At 71.6% G+C, this 17,700-nt stretch carries 14 protein-coding genes; 6 read left to right on the top strand and 8 right to left on the bottom strand.

The features are described from left to right. Nucleotides 1–47: 47 nt before the first annotated feature. From ACIBQ8_RS29700 to ACIBQ8_RS29670, 7 genes are all read right to left on the bottom strand, one after another. On the bottom strand, nt 48–830 hold the full coding sequence (locus ACIBQ8_RS29700; protein ID WP_397193489.1) for a hypothetical protein: 783 nt from the start codon (nt 828–830) through the stop codon (nt 48–50). A gap of 4 nt (nt 831–834) precedes the next feature. Further along, nucleotides 835–2,916: a right-handed parallel beta-helix repeat-containing protein gene (locus tag ACIBQ8_RS29695; RefSeq protein WP_397193488.1), complete on the bottom strand. Its 2,082-nt coding sequence runs from the start codon at nt 2,914–2,916 to the stop codon at nt 835–837. Between the two features lie 60 nt (nt 2,917–2,976). Next, nucleotides 2,977–3,978, bottom strand: a complete 1,002-nt coding sequence (locus ACIBQ8_RS29690) for a hydroxyacid dehydrogenase (protein ID WP_397193487.1) — start codon at nt 3,976–3,978, stop codon at nt 2,977–2,979. Next, a complete protein-coding gene (locus ACIBQ8_RS29685; protein ID WP_397170696.1) occupies nt 3,975–4,799 on the bottom strand; it encodes a carbohydrate ABC transporter permease in 825 nt (274 codons plus the stop codon). Before ACIBQ8_RS29685 ends, ACIBQ8_RS29690 begins: the two co-directional genes overlap by 4 nt. A 5-nt stretch (nt 4,800–4,804) precedes the next feature. Next, the gene (locus ACIBQ8_RS29680; protein ID WP_358283596.1) at nt 4,805–5,701 is read right to left on the bottom strand and encodes a sugar ABC transporter permease; all 897 of its coding nucleotides are present in this window, start codon (nt 5,699–5,701) and stop codon (nt 4,805–4,807) included. Nucleotides 5,702–5,755: 54 nt separating this feature from the next. Then, entirely contained in the window at nt 5,756–7,063 is a 1,308-nt protein-coding gene (locus tag ACIBQ8_RS29675; protein ID WP_397169544.1) for an ABC transporter substrate-binding protein, read from the bottom strand. A gap of 107 nt (nt 7,064–7,170) precedes the next feature. Then, nucleotides 7,171–8,208: a substrate-binding domain-containing protein gene (locus tag ACIBQ8_RS29670; RefSeq protein ID WP_397169545.1), complete on the bottom strand. Its 1,038-nt coding sequence runs from the start codon at nt 8,206–8,208 to the stop codon at nt 7,171–7,173. A gap of 124 nt (nt 8,209–8,332) precedes the next feature. Here ACIBQ8_RS29670 and ACIBQ8_RS29665 point away from each other — a divergent pair, with 124 nt between their 5' ends. After that, the gene (locus tag ACIBQ8_RS29665; protein WP_397193486.1) at nt 8,333–10,072 is read left to right on the top strand and encodes a DUF2264 domain-containing protein; all 1,740 of its coding nucleotides are present in this window, start codon (nt 8,333–8,335) and stop codon (nt 10,070–10,072) included. A 43-nt stretch (nt 10,073–10,115) separates the two neighbouring features. Here ACIBQ8_RS29665 and ACIBQ8_RS29660 read toward each other — a convergent pair whose 3' ends face one another. Continuing rightward, the gene (locus tag ACIBQ8_RS29660; RefSeq protein WP_397169549.1) at nt 10,116–10,820 is read right to left on the bottom strand and encodes a FadR/GntR family transcriptional regulator; all 705 of its coding nucleotides are present in this window, start codon (nt 10,818–10,820) and stop codon (nt 10,116–10,118) included. 124 nt (nt 10,821–10,944) lie between these two features. Here ACIBQ8_RS29660 and ACIBQ8_RS29655 point away from each other — a divergent pair, with 124 nt between their 5' ends. The 5 genes from ACIBQ8_RS29655 to ACIBQ8_RS29635 all read left to right on the top strand — a co-directional run bounded on the left by ACIBQ8_RS29655 (nt 10,945) and on the right by ACIBQ8_RS29635 (nt 17,637). Beyond that, on the top strand, nt 10,945–12,315 hold the full coding sequence (locus ACIBQ8_RS29655; RefSeq protein WP_397169550.1) for a glutamine synthetase family protein: 1,371 nt from the start codon (nt 10,945–10,947) through the stop codon (nt 12,313–12,315). Nucleotides 12,316–12,323: 8 nt separating this feature from the next. Next, complete coding sequence (locus tag ACIBQ8_RS29650) at nt 12,324–13,667, top strand: aldehyde dehydrogenase family protein (RefSeq protein ID WP_397193485.1); 1,344 nt, start codon at nt 12,324–12,326, stop codon at nt 13,665–13,667. 2 nt (nt 13,668–13,669) lie between these two features. Next, a complete protein-coding gene (locus ACIBQ8_RS29645; RefSeq protein ID WP_397193484.1) occupies nt 13,670–14,434 on the top strand; it encodes a 3-oxoacyl-ACP reductase in 765 nt (254 codons plus the stop codon). Beyond that, nucleotides 14,431–15,120 (top strand): gamma-glutamyl-gamma-aminobutyrate hydrolase family protein, encoded by a 690-nt coding sequence (locus tag ACIBQ8_RS29640; RefSeq protein ID WP_397169555.1) that lies wholly within the window; start codon nt 14,431–14,433, stop codon nt 15,118–15,120. Before ACIBQ8_RS29645 ends, ACIBQ8_RS29640 begins: the two co-directional genes overlap by 4 nt. 222 nt (nt 15,121–15,342) lie before the next feature. Beyond that, on the top strand, nt 15,343–17,637 hold the full coding sequence (locus tag ACIBQ8_RS29635; RefSeq protein ID WP_397169557.1) for a M4 family metallopeptidase: 2,295 nt from the start codon (nt 15,343–15,345) through the stop codon (nt 17,635–17,637). The last annotated feature ends 63 nt before the right edge of the window (nt 17,638–17,700 follow it).

Genomic DNA, 17,700 nt, shown 5'->3' with positions numbered 1-17,700 from the left:
TCGATGGTACGAGCCGGAACAGCCTTGTATGTCCGCTGCCGGACGGCTCATGAGGCGGCTCTCGCCCGGAGGGCCCGTTCGTAGCCCTCGATGACGAGTTGCCGCCTGATGTTGTCGCGTACCTGGTCGAAAGGGGGCGCGCCGGGGGCCGCGGTGCGGGCGTACCGGTCGCGCAGGCGGCGTTCGGACAGGTCGAGGGTGGCCGCGTGCAGCTTGCCGAGCGCCGAGTCCAGCTCGGCGGCCCGCACCTGCGCGTAGGTGTACTGGTCGTAGGAGGGCACGCCCGGGATCGGGCGGCCCGAGCGCGCGGCCTGCGCGCGGCGGGCGTTCTCGGCGGCCAGCTCGCGCTGGAACCCCTGCTCGCTGACGTCGGCGAGCAGGCCCGCCTCGCGGGCCCAGATCCGCCGCGCCTTGTCCAGCACGGCGGCCCGCACCGCCCGTTCCCTGAGCCGCCGCGCCGGGGTGACGCCCTCGCGGGGACGGTCCCAGAAACCGGGGCCGAGCCCCTGGGCGGCGAACTCGGAGATCACCTCGGCGCGCACGGTCTCGGCCGCCCTGAGCACCTCGGCCCCGCTCACCGGCTCCCCCTCGAACGTGACGACCGTGTCCCCGGGACGCATCCCGAGCACCTCGGCCACGCCCGCGGACGCCGTCCGCGCGGGACCGCCGCCCCCGGCCTGCTCACCGGCCACCGCGACGCCGGCGGCGAGCCCGCCGGCGAGCACCCCGGCCAGGGCGAGAGCCGCCCACACGACCCGCCCGCGCGCCGGGAACCTCGGACGCGGGCCGGACGCCCGGCGCGGCCGGCCGGTGGCCGGGGTGCTCGTCACGGCGTCAGCTCGCGATCTTCATGTCGAAGACGTGGAACCCGGCGTTCGCCAGCGGGCTGCCCGCCGGGAAGGTCACCGTGGCGACCGTCCTGGAGGCGTCGAGCGGCACCGCGTAGCCGAACACCGACACGCCGGACTCGCGCGTCTGCCCGGTAGCCGGGTTCTTGTAGCTGGTCTGCGTCATGTTGTGGTAGTCGGCGCGGGCCACGAGGACGCCGCCGGCGGGCGCGGTCGCGTCCCACTGGTCGCCGAACCTGACGGTCTTGTCCTCGGTCGTCCCGTCGGTGTAGGTGATCTTAAAGACGCCCTCGCGCGCCTTCAGGCCACCGGCTCCGAGCAGGACCAGCCTGGCGCCCTGCCCCGGCAGCGCGACCGTCTGCCCGGCGGCCTTGACGTTGTCGGTCATGCCGTACGGGCGCCGGTGCCAGACGAAGTCGGCGCCGAGCACGTTCACGGTCCGGCCCGGCGTCAGGCCCGCCTTCTCCAGCGCCTGGCCGGAGTAGCTGCGGCCGCTGGTGGAGAAGCCGCCGACGTTGGGGTTGAGGTCGGAGCTGACCGCGACGTTGTTGTAGGCCTCCTCGACCGAGCCGGCCACGACCGGCGCGGCGGCGGGCCCGTTGTAGGCCCCGCGCGAGACCGTCCCGGCGACCTGGTTGCCGAAGTAGTCGCGGTCGCCGAGGCCGTCCACGAGCGCGCCGGAGGCCAGCGCGGGCGAGCCTTCGAGCAGCTTGTAGCCGTCCACGTCGGTGGCGCCGTCGGCGGTGCCGGGGGCGGCGAGCCCGGGGTCGGCCGTCACCGCGCGGGCGTCGGCCGCCGGTACGGCCACGCCGCCGTGGTAGACGTTGGAGTCGTAGCCGATGCCGGGGGCCGCCGGCAGCGTGCCGGACGGCGCGTAGAAGATGTTGTTGACGATCTTCGAGTTGCCGGTGGGCACGGCCACGTCCAGCTTCTGCGACGGGCAGAAGAACGTGTTGTTGTACAGCCACAGCGGGCTGGTGTTGTCGCCGGAGGCGTTGCCCGCGATGCGGCAGTCGTCCTGGGCGATGTTGAACCGCAGGATGGCGGTGGCCTTGTAGTTGGGGAACTCGGTGCAGCTCTGGCAGCCGAGGTAGAAGCCGCCGGCGTTGTCGTGCGAGTAGTTGTACTGGTAGACGCACGAGCCCTTGATGCCGCCGTCGCAGTCCCAGGCGGTGGAGTCGAAGATGGTGGGCCGCTGCCGGGTCACCTCGTTGAACTGAAACACCGGGTCAACAGAGTTGATCGGCCACATTCCCGCGAAATTTCCGTCTACGTACGGGTATTTCCCGGCACCGCCCTCGTCGAACAGATTCTGCTCCACCAGCGGCCGGTCCGAGGCGTGCACCACGATGCCGTCGCCGCCGACCGCGCGGATGGTGTTGCGGGCGATGAGCACGTTCCGGTGGTAGTCGGTGCCCTTACGGCTGATCTTGATGCCGCCGCCGCCCGTGTCGTGCACGTAGTTGCCGGTGATCGTGATGCCGTCGAGGTAGCCGACCTTGCCCTCGGGCAGCGCCTGGATGCTGATGCCCGCCGAGTAGGAGAACCAGGAGCCGTTCGCCCCGGTCTTGTTGCCCCAGCCGGCGACGTCGGAGATCTCCAGGTCCCGCAGGACCAGCCCGGCCTTCGGCTCGGGGGTGGTGGAGTTGTACTGCACGCCGGTCCGCTTGGCCGTGGTGGCCGCCGGGTTGGTGATGTGCAGCTTCTCCAGCGTCAGGTAGCTGTTGTCCACCAGGTGCACGGCCCACTCGCCGCCGTCGCCCTGGATGATCGGCTTGGGGCCCTCGCCGTAGGAGGTGAAGACGACGGGGTGCGCGGCCGTGCCGGAGCCGACGGGTTCGAGCCGGCCGGCGCAGACGGTCCCCGCCCTGAACTTGATCGTGTCCTTCTCGCGGAAGGTGATGGCGTTGACGTCCGCCAGGCTGTTCAGCGGCCCGGCGGCGTTGCGCCCCGAGCCGCCGTCCGGCGCCTGGCAGTCGACGAAGAAGTTCCGGGCGGCGGCCGCTTGCGCGGGGGTGGCGACCAGTCCGGCCGCCACGACCAGGGCCGCGACTAACTGAAGGCGCATGTTTACTCTCCGGGGGTGTTTCAGGCGAACTCTGAGCAGTTCAGAGCGGTTCAGAGGGCTTCAGGCGGACCGGGACAGCGTGTCGGGCTCGACGCCGTGCTCGAAGGGCAGGCCCTGGGCGTGCCGGGACAGCTCGTCGAGCGCGAGGTCGGCCATCCTGGCCAGCTCGCCGCCCAGCGAACCGGCGACGTGCGGCGTGACGAGCACGTTCGGCAGGTCGTACAGGGGCGACCCGGCGGGCAGGAACTCCGGCTCGGTGTGGTCGAGCACCGCGTACAGCCGTCCTGAGGTCAGCTCGGCGATGAGCGCGTCCTGGTCGACCAGGGCGGCCCTGGCCGTGTTGATCAGCGTGGCGCCGTCGCGCATGGCGGCCAGCCGGGCCGCGTCGATCAGGTGGCGAGTCTCTGGCAGATCGGGCGCGTGCAGGCTGACCACGTCGGAGCGGGCGACCAGCTCGTCCAGCCCGACCGGCTGCGCCCCCAGGTCCTCGGCCAGGTACGGATCGCTGACCAGCACCTCGAAGTCGAACGGCCGCAGCAGCTCGATCACCCGCCGCCCGATCCTGGAGGCCCCGACGACGCCGACGACCCGCCGGTAGTTGCCGAAGCCGGGGAAGCGGGCGTCCCAGTCGTCGTTGGCCCGCCGTGCCCGGTAGGCGCGGGCGATGTCGATCACCCGCTTGTTCGCGAACAGGATCGCCGCGAGGGTGAACTCGGCCACCGGCTCGGCGTTGGCCGAGGCGGCCGAGGAGACCACGATGCCGCGCTCCCAGCAGGCGTCGGTGACGTGGTGCTTGACCGAGCCGGCCGCGTGCACGATCGCCCGCAGCCGGGGCGCGCGGGCCAGCACCTCCGCGGTCACCGGCGGGCACCCCCACGAGGTGAACAGCACCTCGGCCTCCGACAGGTCGGCGTCGCCGAACGCGGCGACCTCGGCCCGCACGTCGGCCACCCGGGCCAGCCGGGCCCGCACCTCGCCGGTGAGCATGCGCCCGGCGACCTCGGCGGCCATGGCGACGACCGTCACCGGCTTGTTCATGTTCTCCCCCGAGAGCTCGTTCACTTGACGCTGCCCGCCGTCATCCCGGCCTTCCAGAACCGCTGCAGGGACACGAACACCAGCAGCAGGGGCACCACGGACAGCAGCGACCCGGTGATCACGAGGCTGTGGAACTCGGGGAAGGCGTTGCCCTGCTTCTCCCAGCCGTACAGGCCGAGGCTGAGCGGGTAGAGCCGCTGGTCGCTCAGCATGACCAGGGGCAGGAAGAAGTTGTTCCAGATCGCGGTGAACTGGAACAGGAAGATCGTCACGTACGCGGGCAGCAGCATGGGCAGCGCCACGGACGCGAACGTGCGCAGCTCGCCGGCCCCGTCGGACCTGGCCGCCTCCAGCACCTCGCCGGGCACGTACCCGGAGGAGAGCACCCGCGCCAGGTAGACGCCGAACGGATGGACCAGCACCGGCACGAACACCGACCAGAACGTGTTCACCACGCCGACCTTCGAGGCCAGCAGGTAGAGCGGCACTGCGGTGGCGGTGGTCGGCACCAGGACGCCGAGCAGCACCAGCCCGAACATCTTCTCCTTGGCGAACCAGGAGTACTTGTCGAAGGCGTAGCCGCACATCACCGTGACGAACGAGCTGACCGCCGCGCCGACCCCGGCGTACAGGACGCTGTTGAGGTACCAGCGGAAGAAGACGCCGTCGCCCTCCTGCGCGACCGCCCTGATGTTCTCGAACAGGTTGAAGCCGGCGAAGGAGAAGCCGGGCGTCGAGTACAGGTCGGACAGCGACTTGGTGGAGGCGAACAGCAGCCACGTCAGCGGCAGCAGCGTGTAGAGCGCAGAGATGATCAGCAGCACGTTGACCGTGGCGCGGGACATCCACTTCACCGGCGGTTCCCCCACTTCGTGACGGCGTAGGACAGCACGGCGGCGAGCAGCGCGAGCAGGATGGAGGCCGCGCCGGCCTGGCCGTAGTCGTTGTTGCCGAACGCCTCGTTGTAGGCGTACATGTTGGGCGTCCAGGTGCTGACGACGCCGTCGCTGACGTTGTCGAGCACCATCGGCTCGGTGAACAGCTGCAGCGAGCCGATGATCGTGAACAGCACGGTGGTGACCACGGCGCCGCGGATCAGCGGCACCTTGACCTGGAGGGCGACGCGCAGCGGGCCGGCGCCGTCCATCCTGGCCGCCTCGACGACCTCGGCCGGGATGGCCTGGAGCGCCGCGAAGTAGATGATCATGTTGTAGCCCACCCACTCCCACAGCGCGATGTTGACCACCGAGCCGAGCACGTGGTCGCCGCCGAGGAAGTCGACGTCGCCGAGCAGGTCCACGATGGGGCTGATGCCGGGCAGGTACAGGTAGAGCCAGATCAGCCCGGCGATCACGCCCGGCACGATGTGCGGCATGAACAGCGCGAGCTGGAAGAACTTGCCCAGCCTGGCCAGCCCGGAGTCCAGCAGCAGCGCCAGCGTGAGCGCGCCGCCGATCATCAGCGGGATGTACAGCACGCAGTAGCCGAGGATGACCAGGAAGCCGTCGGTGAAGGCGGAGTCCTTCAGGGTGTCGAGGTAGTTGCCGAGCCCGACGAACACGGTCTCCGCGCCGCCGAAGCCGAGCCCCGACGACTTCTCGCTGAACAGGCTGAGGTAGACCGCGTAGGCCAGCGGGGCCACGATCACGGCCGCGAACAGCGCGAAGAACGGCCCGACGAACAGCAGGATCGCCCCCCGCCGCCGCCACCCCTCGCCGCCGCGACCGCTTCCTAGGGGAGAAGTCACAAGCTGCCTTTCGGTGGGTCGCGGCGGAGCCGGCGCTCCGCCGCGCGCGTCGTGCTACTGCTGGGCGACGTTGAGGCCGCGGCTCTTGATCTCGCCGACGGTGGCCGTCTGGGCGGCGTCCAGCACGCCGGGGATGGTGGTGCCGCCGCTGGACACCTTGCCGAGGGCGTCCTTGAACGTGGTCAGCGTCTGCACCATGCTCGGGCCCCACGTCCAGCCGGGCTGGACCGTCTTGTACGACTCCGAGAACAGCGCGTAGATGTCCTGGCCGCCGTAGAAGGAGGCGTCGAAGCTCTTGGCCGCGACCGGCACGAGGTCGGCGATGGCCGGGAAGCCGCTGGAGGTGCCCGAGGACAGGCGGGCGGTCCACGCCTCCTCCGAGCCGGTCAGCCACTTGACGACCTCGACGGCGGCCTTGGCGTTCTTCGACCCCTTGCTCACGCCGAACGTGGTACCGCCGAGCATGCCGCTGGCCGGGGTGCCCCAGTTGGGGATCGGCGCGATGGCCCACTTGCCGGACTGTCCGGCGTGGTTGCCCTTCATGACGCCCGCGCCCCAGTTGGCGCCGACGTAGCCCCAGAGGGTGTCGTCCTCGAAGGCGGCGTTCCACTCCTGGCTGAAGGACGGCTGGACCTTCAGCAGGTCGTCCTTGACCAGGCCCTGCCAGTACTCGGCGACCTTCTTGCTGGGCTCGTCGTTGATCGTCACCTTCCAGGCGTCGCCCTCGGTGCCGAACCACTTGCCGCCCGCCTGCCACGACAGCGCGGCCAGCACGCTCGGGTCGTCGGGGAAGAAGGTCGCGATGCGGGACTTGCCGTCGGCCTTCTTGACCTTCTCGGCGGCGGCGCGGAAGTCGTCCCAGGTCTTGGGGACCTCGATCTTGTTCTTCTCGAACAGGTCCTTGCGGTAGAAGAACACCTGCGGCGCGGCGTCCATGGGCAGCGCCCACGCCTTGCCGCCCAGCTCGACCAGGCTGAAGACCTCGGCCGGGTACTTGGACTTGACGTCGGCCACGTCGGCCGAGATGTCCTGCAGGGCGCCCTGGTTCACGAAGTCGGGGAGCTGCGGGTACTCCACGGACATGACGTCGGGGGCGTTGCCGGCCTTGACGGCGTTGGAGAACTTGGCGTAGCCGCCCGCGTTGCCCGAGGGGATCTCCTCGTACTTGATCTGGACGTCCTTGTGTGACTTGTTGAAGGCGTCCACGACCTGCTGGGTGCCCTTGGCCCAGCCCCAGAAGGTGACCTCGGCGGGCTTGCCCGCCTCGCCCGCGGGCTGCGCCGGCTCCGTGCTGCCGCACGCGGCGGCGAGCAGGCTCATACCGGCCAGCAGTCCGGCAATGCCGGCGCTCTTGCGTCCCATCGATGGCTCCTCATCGCTTTCGATCGATAAGGCATCATTCGCTCATACTCGATCGGTTGTCTAGAGAGAGGCCACAAATCGATCAATAACGAAATGGATGCGTAACGTCACGGACGCGGCGCGACCGTGGATTCCCGGACCCTCAGCTCGGGCAGCAGCGCCACGTGCTGGGCAGGGCGCCGCGGGCCCTCCTGGATCCGGCTCACCAGCAGGTCGACGGCACAGCGGCCGACCGCGGCCTTGGGAGGCGCGACGGCCGTGAGCGGGGGGTCGCTGAGCGCCGCCACCTCGTCATCGTAGGCGACCAGCGACACCTCTTCGGGAATGCGGACCCCGGCCGTGCGCAGGTGCTGGACCAGCAGCAACGTGTCCTCGTCGTTGTGCACGAGCATGGCCGTGACCCCGCCCCTGATCGCCGCGACCACGTCGGCCACCTGCTCGCGCGATGGCCCCTCCTGCGCGACGTCGAGGTGGACGGGCTCGGCCAGCCCCAGGTCGCGGACGGCGGCCAGGAACCCGTGCCGCACCCGGGGGGCCGTCGGGCTGTCCCGCGAGACCATGGCCAGCCGCCGGTGCCCGAGCTCTGCCAGGTGCCGCGTGCCGAGGAAGGCCCCGTGAGCGTGGTGGGAGGCCGCCGCGTCCAGCAGCGAGGCGGGCCCGCCCAGCTCGGCCCGCCGTTCGACGAGCACCGCCGGCACGCCCAGCTCGGCCAGCCAGTCCTCGTGCGAGGCGTCCGGCTGCCTGCTCGGGGTGAGCAGCAGGCCCTCGATGCCGCCGTCCACGAGCTGCCTGACCTGGGTGCGGTCCTCCTCGTCGTCGTAGCGCGAGACGCCGAGGACGAGCCGCGCGCCCAGCCGTTCGGCCCGCTCGCGGGCGCCCCTGATGACCGCCGGGTAGTAGTAGGTGGCCGAGGGCACCAGCATGCCGAGGGTCAGCGAGCGCTCCCTGGCCGGGGCGGGCGCGGACTCGGGCCGGGTGATGCCGCCGTGCACGCGGTTGACCAGGCCCTGTCCGGCCAGGTGCTCGACGTCCCTGCGCAGGGTGACCATCGAGACGTTGAGCCGGTCGACCAGCTCGGCCAGGCGTACGGAACCGCGCTCGCGCACCTCGCGCAGGATCAGTTCATGACGTTGTTCGGCGAACACCGCGACTCCTTCTGACTCGACCCTGCGATCCTAGCGGGAAGTGCTTTCGTTTTTGAACGGATGCTTTCGTTCGATCAGGATGCTAAGGTCCCGCCGGAGACCGGACGTCCCTTTGGAGTGCCGCATGTTCCCGCTTCCGCCGGAGGATCGAACGCTCAGCCCGTACACCGGCTGGACCCGCGCCCATTGGGAGGCGGTGGCCGACGGGCTGCTGGCCGCGGTGGAACCGTACCGCTCCGCGGACGGCGCCGTGATCACGTTGCCGGGACGCGAGAGCTGGTCGCGCTGCGACGGTCTGGAGGGGTACGCGCGCACCTTCCTGCTGGCCGCCTTCCGCGTGGCCGGCGGCGGCCCCGAGGAACTGCTGGCCCCGTACGCGCGCGGCCTGGAGTCCGGCCCCGGCGTCTGGCAGCCGATCGAGGACCGCACCCAGCCCATGGTCGAGGCGGCCTCGATCGCCCTGTCGCTCTGGCTGACCCGCGAGCGCCTGTGGGACCGCCTGCCCGCCGCCACCCGCGAACGCGTCGCCGCCTACCTGGCCGGGGCCCTGCGCCACGAGCCGGTGGACAACAACTGGTGGCTGTTCCCCGCCATGGTGGGCGGCTTCCTGTCGGCCGCCGGCCTGCACGCCGAGGAGGCCGGCGCGGCGGTGGAACGCGGCCTGGCCCGCATCGAGCCCTGGTACGCCGGCGACGGCTGGTACACCGACGGCGACAACCGCTCCTTCGACCACTACAACGGCTGGGCCATGCACCTCTACCCGGCCCTGCTGGCCCACCTGTCGGGCCACGGCTCCCCCGGGCCCCGCCTGCGCCGCTTCCTGGAGAGCTACGCCCTCACCTTCGACCAGGACGGCCGCATGCTCTACCAGGGCCGCTCCCTCACCTACCGCTTCGCCTCGGCGACCTCGCTCTTCGCCGGAGCCCTGCTGGAGGCCACCCCGCTGTCCCCCGGCCAGACCCGCCGCATCGCCTCCGGCGTCCTGCGCCGCTTCCTCGACGAGGGCGCGCTCTCCCCCGAAGGGCTGCTCACGCTGGGCTGGCACGGCCCCCACGAGCCCTCGCTGCAGTCCTACTCCGGCTCGGCGTCGCCGTACTGGGCCTCGAAGGCGTTCCTCGGGCTGCTGCTGCCGGCCGGCCACCCGGTGTGGACGGCGCCCGAGGAGCCGGGCCCCACCGGGCTCGCCGCGCTGCCCGGCCCCGGGCTGGTCGTCCAGCACACCGGCGACGTCGCCCGGCTGCTCAACCACGGCAGCCAGCACCACCCCGGCGACCCCCTGTACGACCGCTACGCCTACTCCACCCGCACCGCGCCGACCACGGGCGTCCCCGACAACCACTTCGGCGTCGTCGGCCCGGACGGCACGGTCGCCGGGCGCGGCACGATCATCCCTCGGGGGGCGGGCTCGGCGGGCGACCTGGCGTGGGCCGCGTCGGCGGGCGCGGGCGTGGAGAGCCTGAGCTTGGTCAGGGGGGCCGTCGAGGTGCGCGTCCACCGGGTCGCGCCCGGCTCGGCGGTCCGGCAGAGCGGGTGGGCGCTCGTCGCGCCCGCCGACCCGGCCGGCGGGCCCGGCGCGCGGGTGCGGGACGGCGACGGGCTGGTCTCCGAGCTGGTCGCGATGCGCGGCTACAGCCGGGCCCACGTCGCCGCCGACCCCGAGGGCAGCGCCTTCGGGGCTCCGGCGGCCGTGCCCGTGCTGGAGGGGGTGGCGGCCGACGGCTGGGCGGTCGGCGCGGCCGTCCTGGGCGGCGACCCCTTCGAGGTGCCGACGGCGGCGGTGACGGCCGACGACATCACGCTGACCTGGCCCGACGGCGCCCGCCACACCTTCCGGGTGCGGCCCCCGGACGCCCGCACCGCCTGACGGCCCCGGCCCCCGCTGAAGAGCCTCAGGCCGGGAAGGGCGCTCAGGCCAGGAAGGCTCGGAGGAGGGCGGCCGTGCCCTCCAGGTGCTCGGCCATCGCCCGGCGCGCCGCGTCCGGGTCGCCGGCCAGGATGGCGTCCACGATGGCCCGGTGCTGGGCGGCGGCGTGCTCGATGTTCACCTGGAGCATCGGGATCGCGTTCAGCAGGTCGCTCACCCGGGAGCGGGCGTCGGCGCACGTCGCCGCGAGCAGCGTCGAGCCGGTCAGCTCGGCGATCGACAGGTGGAAGGCCGTGTCCAGGCGCCGGTAGTCCTCCAGGGGCGCCTCGTCCAGCTCGGCCAGGCGGCGCGGCAGCACCTCCCGCTGAGCCGGGGTCAGCTCGGCCGCGGCCAGCACCTGCGCCGCCCCGCACTCGACCGCCAGCCGGAACGTCAGCGCGTCCGACAGCTCGGCCATGCCCATGGCGGCCACCGCCTGCCGCAGGTCACCCGCGTCGGGCCGCGGCGGGACATAGGTGACGAACGCGCCGCCGTACCGGCCGCGCCGCACGTCGAGGTAGCCCGCGTCCTGAAGGGCGCGGATGGCCTCGCGCAGGGTGACCCTGCTGATGCCCAGCCGCACGGCGAGCTCGCGCTCGGGCGGCAGCTTGTCGCCGTACGGCACCACGCCCAGTTTGATCGCCTGGAGCAGCCGTTCCACGGTCTCCTCGAAGGCGTTTCCCGCCCTCACCGGGCGGAGCACTGTCATCAAACGCGCCGAATCGTCCAAGGTGTCCTCAGGTCTTGACAAGCGATCCCGGCATGCACATCAATGGTCTGAGACTAGCCCAATCAACGGGAAAGCGCTTCAGAGCAGATCGGAGCGACCTAGGGTGAGCGAAGCAGCGGGCAACGGATTCCTGTCCGTCGAGGAACTGCGGGGCGAGGTCGCCTCCGGCCGGATCGACACGGTGCTGCTCGCCGTCGCCGACATGCAGGGCAGGTTGCAGGGCAAACGGCTCTCCGCCCGCTACTTCCTGGACGAGGTGCTCCACCACGGCTCCGAGGGATGCAACTACCTGCTCGCGGTCGACGTGGACATGAACACCGTCGCCGGCTACGACATGTCCTCCTGGGACCGGGGCTACGGCGACTTCGCGATGAAGCCCGACCTGTCCACCCTGCGCCGGGTCCCCTGGCAGGACGGCACCGCCCTGGTCATGGCCGACCTGGCCTGGGAGGAGGGCGGCGAGGTCACCGCCTCCCCCCGGCAGATCCTGCGCCGCCAGCTCGCCCGCCTGGCCGAGCGGGGCCTGGCCGCGTACGTGGGCACCGAGCTGGAGTTCGTCGTCTACGACGACAGCTACGAGGACGCCTGGCGGCGCGCCTACCGCGACCTGACCCCCGCCAACCTCTACAACGTCGACTACTCCCTCCTCGGCACCGCCCGCGTCGAGCCGCTGCTCCGGCGCATCAGGCGCGACATGGAGGGCGCCGGCATGTACGTCGAGTCGGCCAAGGGCGAGTGCAACCTCGGCCAGCACGAGATCGCCTTCCGCTACGACGAGGCCCTGCGCACCTGCGACAACCACTCGATCTACAAGAACGGCGCCAAGGAGATCGCCGCCCAGGAGGGCCGCTCGATCACCTTCATGGCCAAGCCGAACCAGCGCGAGGGCAACTCCTGCCACATCCACATCTCGCTGCGCGGCCTCGACGGCGGCCTGGCGATGGCGGGCGAGGGGCCGTACGGGCTCTCGCCGCTCGGCGCGCGGTTCATCGCCGGGCAGCTCGCCCGCATGCGCGAGCTCACGCTGCTGTACGCGCCCAACGTCAACTCCTACAAGCGTTACGTGCCCGGCAGCTTCGCGCCCACCGCCGTCAAGTGGGGCGTCGACAACCGCACCTGCTCCCTGCGGCTGGTGGGCCACGGGCCGTCGCTGCGGGTGGAGAACCGGGTGCCGGGCGGGGACGTCAACCCCTACCTGGCGGTGTCGGCGCTGATCGCGGCCGGGCTGGACGGCATCGACCGGGAGCTGCCGCTGGAGGACGCCTTCACCGGCAACGCCTACGACTCCGGCGCCGAGACCGTGCCGCACACGCTGCGGGACGCGCTCGCCCTGTTCGAGGGGTCGAAGCTGGCCAGGGAGGCGTTCGGCGACGACGTGGTCGAGCACTACGCGAACAACGCGCGCGTGGAGCTGGCCGCCTTCGACGCGGCGGTGACGGACTGGGAGCTGTTCCGTGGTTTCGAGCGAATGTGACGGTAGGCATGAGGATCGTTAATCCGGCGACGGAAGAGGTCGTCGCCGAGGTCGAGCTGGCCGACGCGGCCGAGGTCGACCGGGCGGTGGAGCGGGCCGCGAAGGCGTACCGGAGCTGGCGGGAGGTGGCGCCGGGCGACCGGGCGCGGCTGCTGCGCCGCTTCGCCGACCTGGTGGACGCCCACGGCGAGGAGCTGGCCCGGCTGGAGCTGGACAACGCCGGGCACCCGATCGGCAACGCGCGCTGGGCGGCCGGGGCCGTCCGCGACGTGCTGCACTTCTACGCCGCCGCCCCCGAGCGCAACCACGGCAAGCAGATCCCGGTGCCCGGCGGCGTGGACGTCACGTTCCAGGAGCCGCTGGGCGTGGTGGGCGTCATCGTGCCGTGGAACTTCCCGATGCTGATCATGTCGTGGGGCGTGGCCCCGGCGCTGGCGGCGGGGAACACGGTGATCGTCAAGCCGGCGGAATGGACTCCGCTCACGGCGCTGCGGCTGGCCGAGCTGGCCCTGGCGGCGGGCCTGCCCGAGGGGGTGCTCCAGGTGCTGCCCGGGGCAGGGGAGGTCGCGGGCGCCCGGCTGGTCGAGCATCCCGGCGTGGCCAAGATCGTGTTCACCGGCTCGACCGAGGTGGGCAAGGAGATCGCCGCGAAGGCGGCGGCGCAGGTCAAGCGGGTGACGCTGGAGCTGGGCGGCAAGTCGGCGAACATCGTCTTCGCCGACTCCGATCTCGGCAAGGCGGCCAGCACCGCTCCCTACGCGGTCTTCGACAACTCCGGCCAGGACTGCTGCGCCCGCTCGCGCATCCTCGTCCAGGCCGAGGTGTACGACGAGTTCCTGGAACGCCTGTCGGCGGCGGTGCGCGGCGTCAAGGTCGGCGACCCGCTCGACGAGTCCACCGAGATGGGCCCGCTGATCAGCGCCGAGCACCTGGAACGCGTCCGCGGCTTCGTCGAGGGCACGCCCTACCTCCAGGGCGACTGCCCCCAGGGCAAGGGCTTCTGGTTCCCGCCGACCGTGCTCACCTCCGAGGTCACCGACCGCGCCTTCACCGAGGAGATCTTCGGCCCGGTCGTGTCGGTGGTGCCGTTCAGCGACGAGGCCGAGGCCGTGCGCATCGCCAACGACACGCCGTACGGGCTGAGCGGGTCCATCTGGACGCGCGACGTCGGGCGGGCGCTGCGGGTGGCCCGCGCGGTGGAGTCGGGCGCCCTGTCGGTGAACTCGCACTCCTCGGTGCGCTACTGGACGCCGTTCGGCGGCTTCAAGCAGTCCGGCCTCGGCCGCGAGCTCGGCCCGGACGCCCTGACGGCCTTCACCGAGACCAAGAACGTCTTCATCTCATGGGAGTGACAGTGCAGCGATTGCAGGACCGGGTGGCCGTCGTCACCGGGGCGGGCAGCGGCATCGGGCTGGCCACGGCGCGCAGGTTCGCGCAGGAGGGCGCGAAGGTCGTCTGCGTCGACATCGACGAGGAGGCCGGGGCCAAGGCCGCGGGCGAGGTCGGCGGCCTCTTCGTCAAGGCCGACGTGACCAGCGAGGACGACGTCGTCCGGATGTTCGCCACGGCCCACGAGACCTACGGCAGCGTGGACGTCGCCTTCAACAACGCCGGCATCTCGCCGCCCGACGACGACTCGATCCTGGAGACCGGCCTCGACGCCTGGCGCCGCGTCCAGGAGGTGAACCTGACCAGCGTGTACCTGTGCTGCAAGCACGCCATCCCGTACATGCGGCGGCAGGGCAAGGGGTCGATCATCAACACCGCGTCGTTCGTGGCGGTGATGGGGTCGGCCACGTCGCAGATCTCGTACACGGCCTCCAAGGGCGGCGTGCTGGCGATGTCGCGCGAGCTGGGCGTGCAGTTCGCCCGCGAGGGCATCCGGGTCAACGCGCTGTGCCCGGGGCCGGTGAACACGCCGCTGCTGCAGGAGCTGTTCGCCAAGGACCCCGAGCGGGCCCAGCGGCGCCTGGTGCACATTCCGGTGGGCCGCTTCGCCGAGGCGTCGGAGATCGCCGCCGCCGTGGCGTTCCTGGCCAGCGACGACGCCTCCTTCATCACGGGGGCCGAGTTCCTGGTGGACGGCGGCATCTCCGGCGCGTACGTGACGCCGCTGTGACCCGTCCGGTCATCGGCGTCACGACGTACGTCGAGCCCGCCCGCTTCACCGTGTGGGACCTGCCCGTCGCGCTGCTGCCGTACATGTACGTCGAGAAGATCGTCCAGGCCGGCGGGCAGCCCGTGCTGCTGCCGCCGGCCGGCGATCCCGCCCAGGTCGTGGGGCGGCTCGACGGTCTCGTCCTGGCCGGCGGCGGCGACGTCGACCCGGCCAGGTACGGCCGCGCGGCGCACGAGCGCACCGGCTACGTCCGGCGGTTCCGGGACGAGGCCGAGTTCGCCCTCCTGGCGGCGGCCCTGGAGGCCGGGCTGCCGTTCCTGGGCATCTGCCGCGGCCTCCAGGTGCTCAACGTGCTGCTCGGCGGCACCCTGCACCAGCACCTGCCCGACGTGACCGGGCACACCGGCCACTCCCCCGCGCCCGGCGAGTTCGGCCACCTGCCGGTCACGCCCGTGCCCGGCAGCCGCCTGGCCAAGGCGCTCGGCACGGACCCGGTGGCGGTCCCGCACTACCACCACCAGGCGATCGACGGGCTCGCCCCCGGACTCACGGTCACCGCCACGGCCGCCGACGGGACGATCGAGGCGGTGGAGCTCGACTCCGGCGGTTTCGCGGCGGCGGTCCAGTGGCACCCGGAGGCGGGCGACGGGGCGGCGCTCTTCGAGGCGTTCACGGCGGCCTGCTGAGACCGTTACTGGAAAGCTTCTTTACCTTTTCTGCGCCCTAAAATCCCGCGAAATCCCAGCTCAGGGGGCCATACCACCGCGTTATAGGAAACTTGTTGGGTACCGGGTCGCGCCATCCCGGTGTCACCCTGTGTTCATCCCCAGCCGGCCGGGGCTCTTCCACTCCACACCCCCCTGAGGAGCCAGAGAGTGAACCCCAAACTCAGGTTGGGGGCTGCCGCAATGCTCGCGCTAGCCCTGACCACCAGCTCGCTGGTGGGCGCCACGAGCGCCACAGCCCAAGCGTCGCAGGTGGCCGATCCTCCCAGCCCCGACGAGCGCAGGAACGCGATCGCCACCGCACACAACGCGATCCTGGCCGACTCGGCGGCATTGCTGGCATCCGAGCAGGACACGTTCACGCTGACGTCGACCGTCGAAGGCGTCCGCGGCCTGCAGTACCTGACCTACGCCCGCAAGCACGCGGGCCTGCCCGTCTACGGCGGCGACGTGGTCGTCGCCACGGACGCCTCCGGCGCGGTGGTCGACACGGTCGCCACCGGGCAGCGCACGAAGATCGGGATCGGCACGAAGGCGAAGGTCACCGCGGCCCAGGCCGCCGTGACGGCCAGGGCCAAGGTGGCCAGGGTCGAGACCGTCGCCACGCCGGTGCTGTCCGTGCACGCCACCACGACGACCCCGCGGCTGGCCTGGGAGGTGCTCGTCACCGGCGCCACCGCCGCCGGTCACGAGACCAAGCTCCACGTCTACGTGGACGCCCTCACCGGCAGGGTCATCGACGACTGGGACGAGGTGCGCGACGGCACCGGCAACAGCTACTACGTCGGCACCGTCACCATCGACACCAGCCCCTCGTACACGATGCGCGACCCCCGCAGGAGCGGCGTGGCGTGCGGCGGCCAGAACGGCTCGCCGTACACCAAGACCACCGACACCTGGGGCAACGGCTCGGGCACGAACCTGGAGACCGCCTGCGTCGACGCGCTCTACGCCGCGCAGCGGGAATGGGACATGCTGAGCGCCTGGCTCGGCCGCAACGGCATCAACGGCCAGGGCGGCGGCTACCCGGCCCGCGTCGGCCTGGCCGACGTCAACGCCTACTGGAACGGCCAGTACGGCTCCTTCGGCCACAACTCCGCCAACTCCCAGCAGCTCACGTCGATGGACGTGGTCGGCCACGAGTTCGGCCACGGCATCTTCCAGTTCACCAGCGGCGGCTCGGGCAGCGGCAACGAGACCGGCGGCATGAACGAGTCCACCGGCGACATCTTCGGCGCGCTCACCGAGGCGTACGCCAACAACCCGAACGACCCGCCGGACTACCTGGTCGGCGAGGAGGTCAACCTCTCCGGGTCCGGGCCGATCCGCAACATGTACAACCCGTCGGCCCTCAGCCACCCGAACTGCTACAGCGCCTCCATCCCGAACACCGAGGTGCACGCGGCGGCCGGCCCGCAGAACCACTGGTTCTACCTCGTGGCCGAGGGCACCAACCCCTCGGGCAAGCCCGCCAGCACCCGCTGCGACAACGGCGCCGCGATCACCGGCATCGGCATCCGCAAGGCCGGTGAGGTGTTCATGTCCGCGCTGAACATGAAGACCCAGCCGTGGACGCACGCCAAGGCCAGGGTCGCCACCCTCCAGGCCGCCAAGACCCTGTACCCGGGCAGCTGCACCGAGTTCAACGTGGTCAAGAACGCCTGGGACGGCGTCAGCGTACGGGCCCAGTCCGGCGAGCCGACCTGCACCCAGGGCAGCAACGACTTCTCGGTCAACCTGAACCCCGCCTCCGGCAGCGTCACCCCGGGCCAGAGCACCACGACCACGGTGAGCACCACCGTGACCGGCGGCTCGGCGCAGTCGATCACCCTGCGGACCGGCACCCTGCCGGCCGGCGTGACCGCCTCGTTCAGCCCGGCCACCATCACCGCGGGGCAGAGCTCGACGCTGACGATCAGCACCTCGGCGAGCAGCCCGCAGGGCAGCCACTCGATCGCGATCACGGCCGACGGCGCCGACGTGGACCGCCAGGCCACCTACAACCTGCAGATCGGGCAGAGCTCGCCGAACGACTACTCCTTCGGCGTGACCCCGTCGTCGGCCTCGGTGCAGGCCGGGCAGTCGGCCACGGCCACGGTCAGCACGCAGGTCACCGCCGGTCAGGCGCAGAGCGTCGCCCTGTCGGCGAGCAACGTGCCCGCGGGCGTGACGGTCAGCTTCAGCCCGTCCACGATCACCGCCGGGCAGTCGTCCACGGTGACGTTCGCGACCACGAGCGGCGTGACGCCGAGCACGTACACGATCAGCCTGAACGCCGACGGCGCGAGCGCCGACCACTCGGCCTCCTTCAGCCTGACGGTGGGCGGCGGCCAGGGCACCACGTGGCAGACGTACACGGCCTACACGGCCGGACAGACCGTCACCTACCAGGGCGTCAGCTACCGCTGCCTCCAGGCGCACACCAGCCTGCCGGGCTGGGAGCCGCCCAACACCCCTGCCCTCTGGCAGCCGGTCTAAGTCGCTCGACCTGGGCGGCCACGCCGGGGTGGCCGCCCAACCCCCTTGAGGAGCCACAGAACG

Origin of the sequence: Nonomuraea sp. NPDC049646 (assembly GCF_044465525.1) — a bacterium.
Classification (GTDB): domain Bacteria; phylum Actinomycetota; class Actinomycetes; order Streptosporangiales; family Streptosporangiaceae; genus Nonomuraea.
The sequence above is the reverse complement of the archived record's forward strand: the minus strand, read 5'-3'. Positions and strand labels throughout refer to the sequence as shown.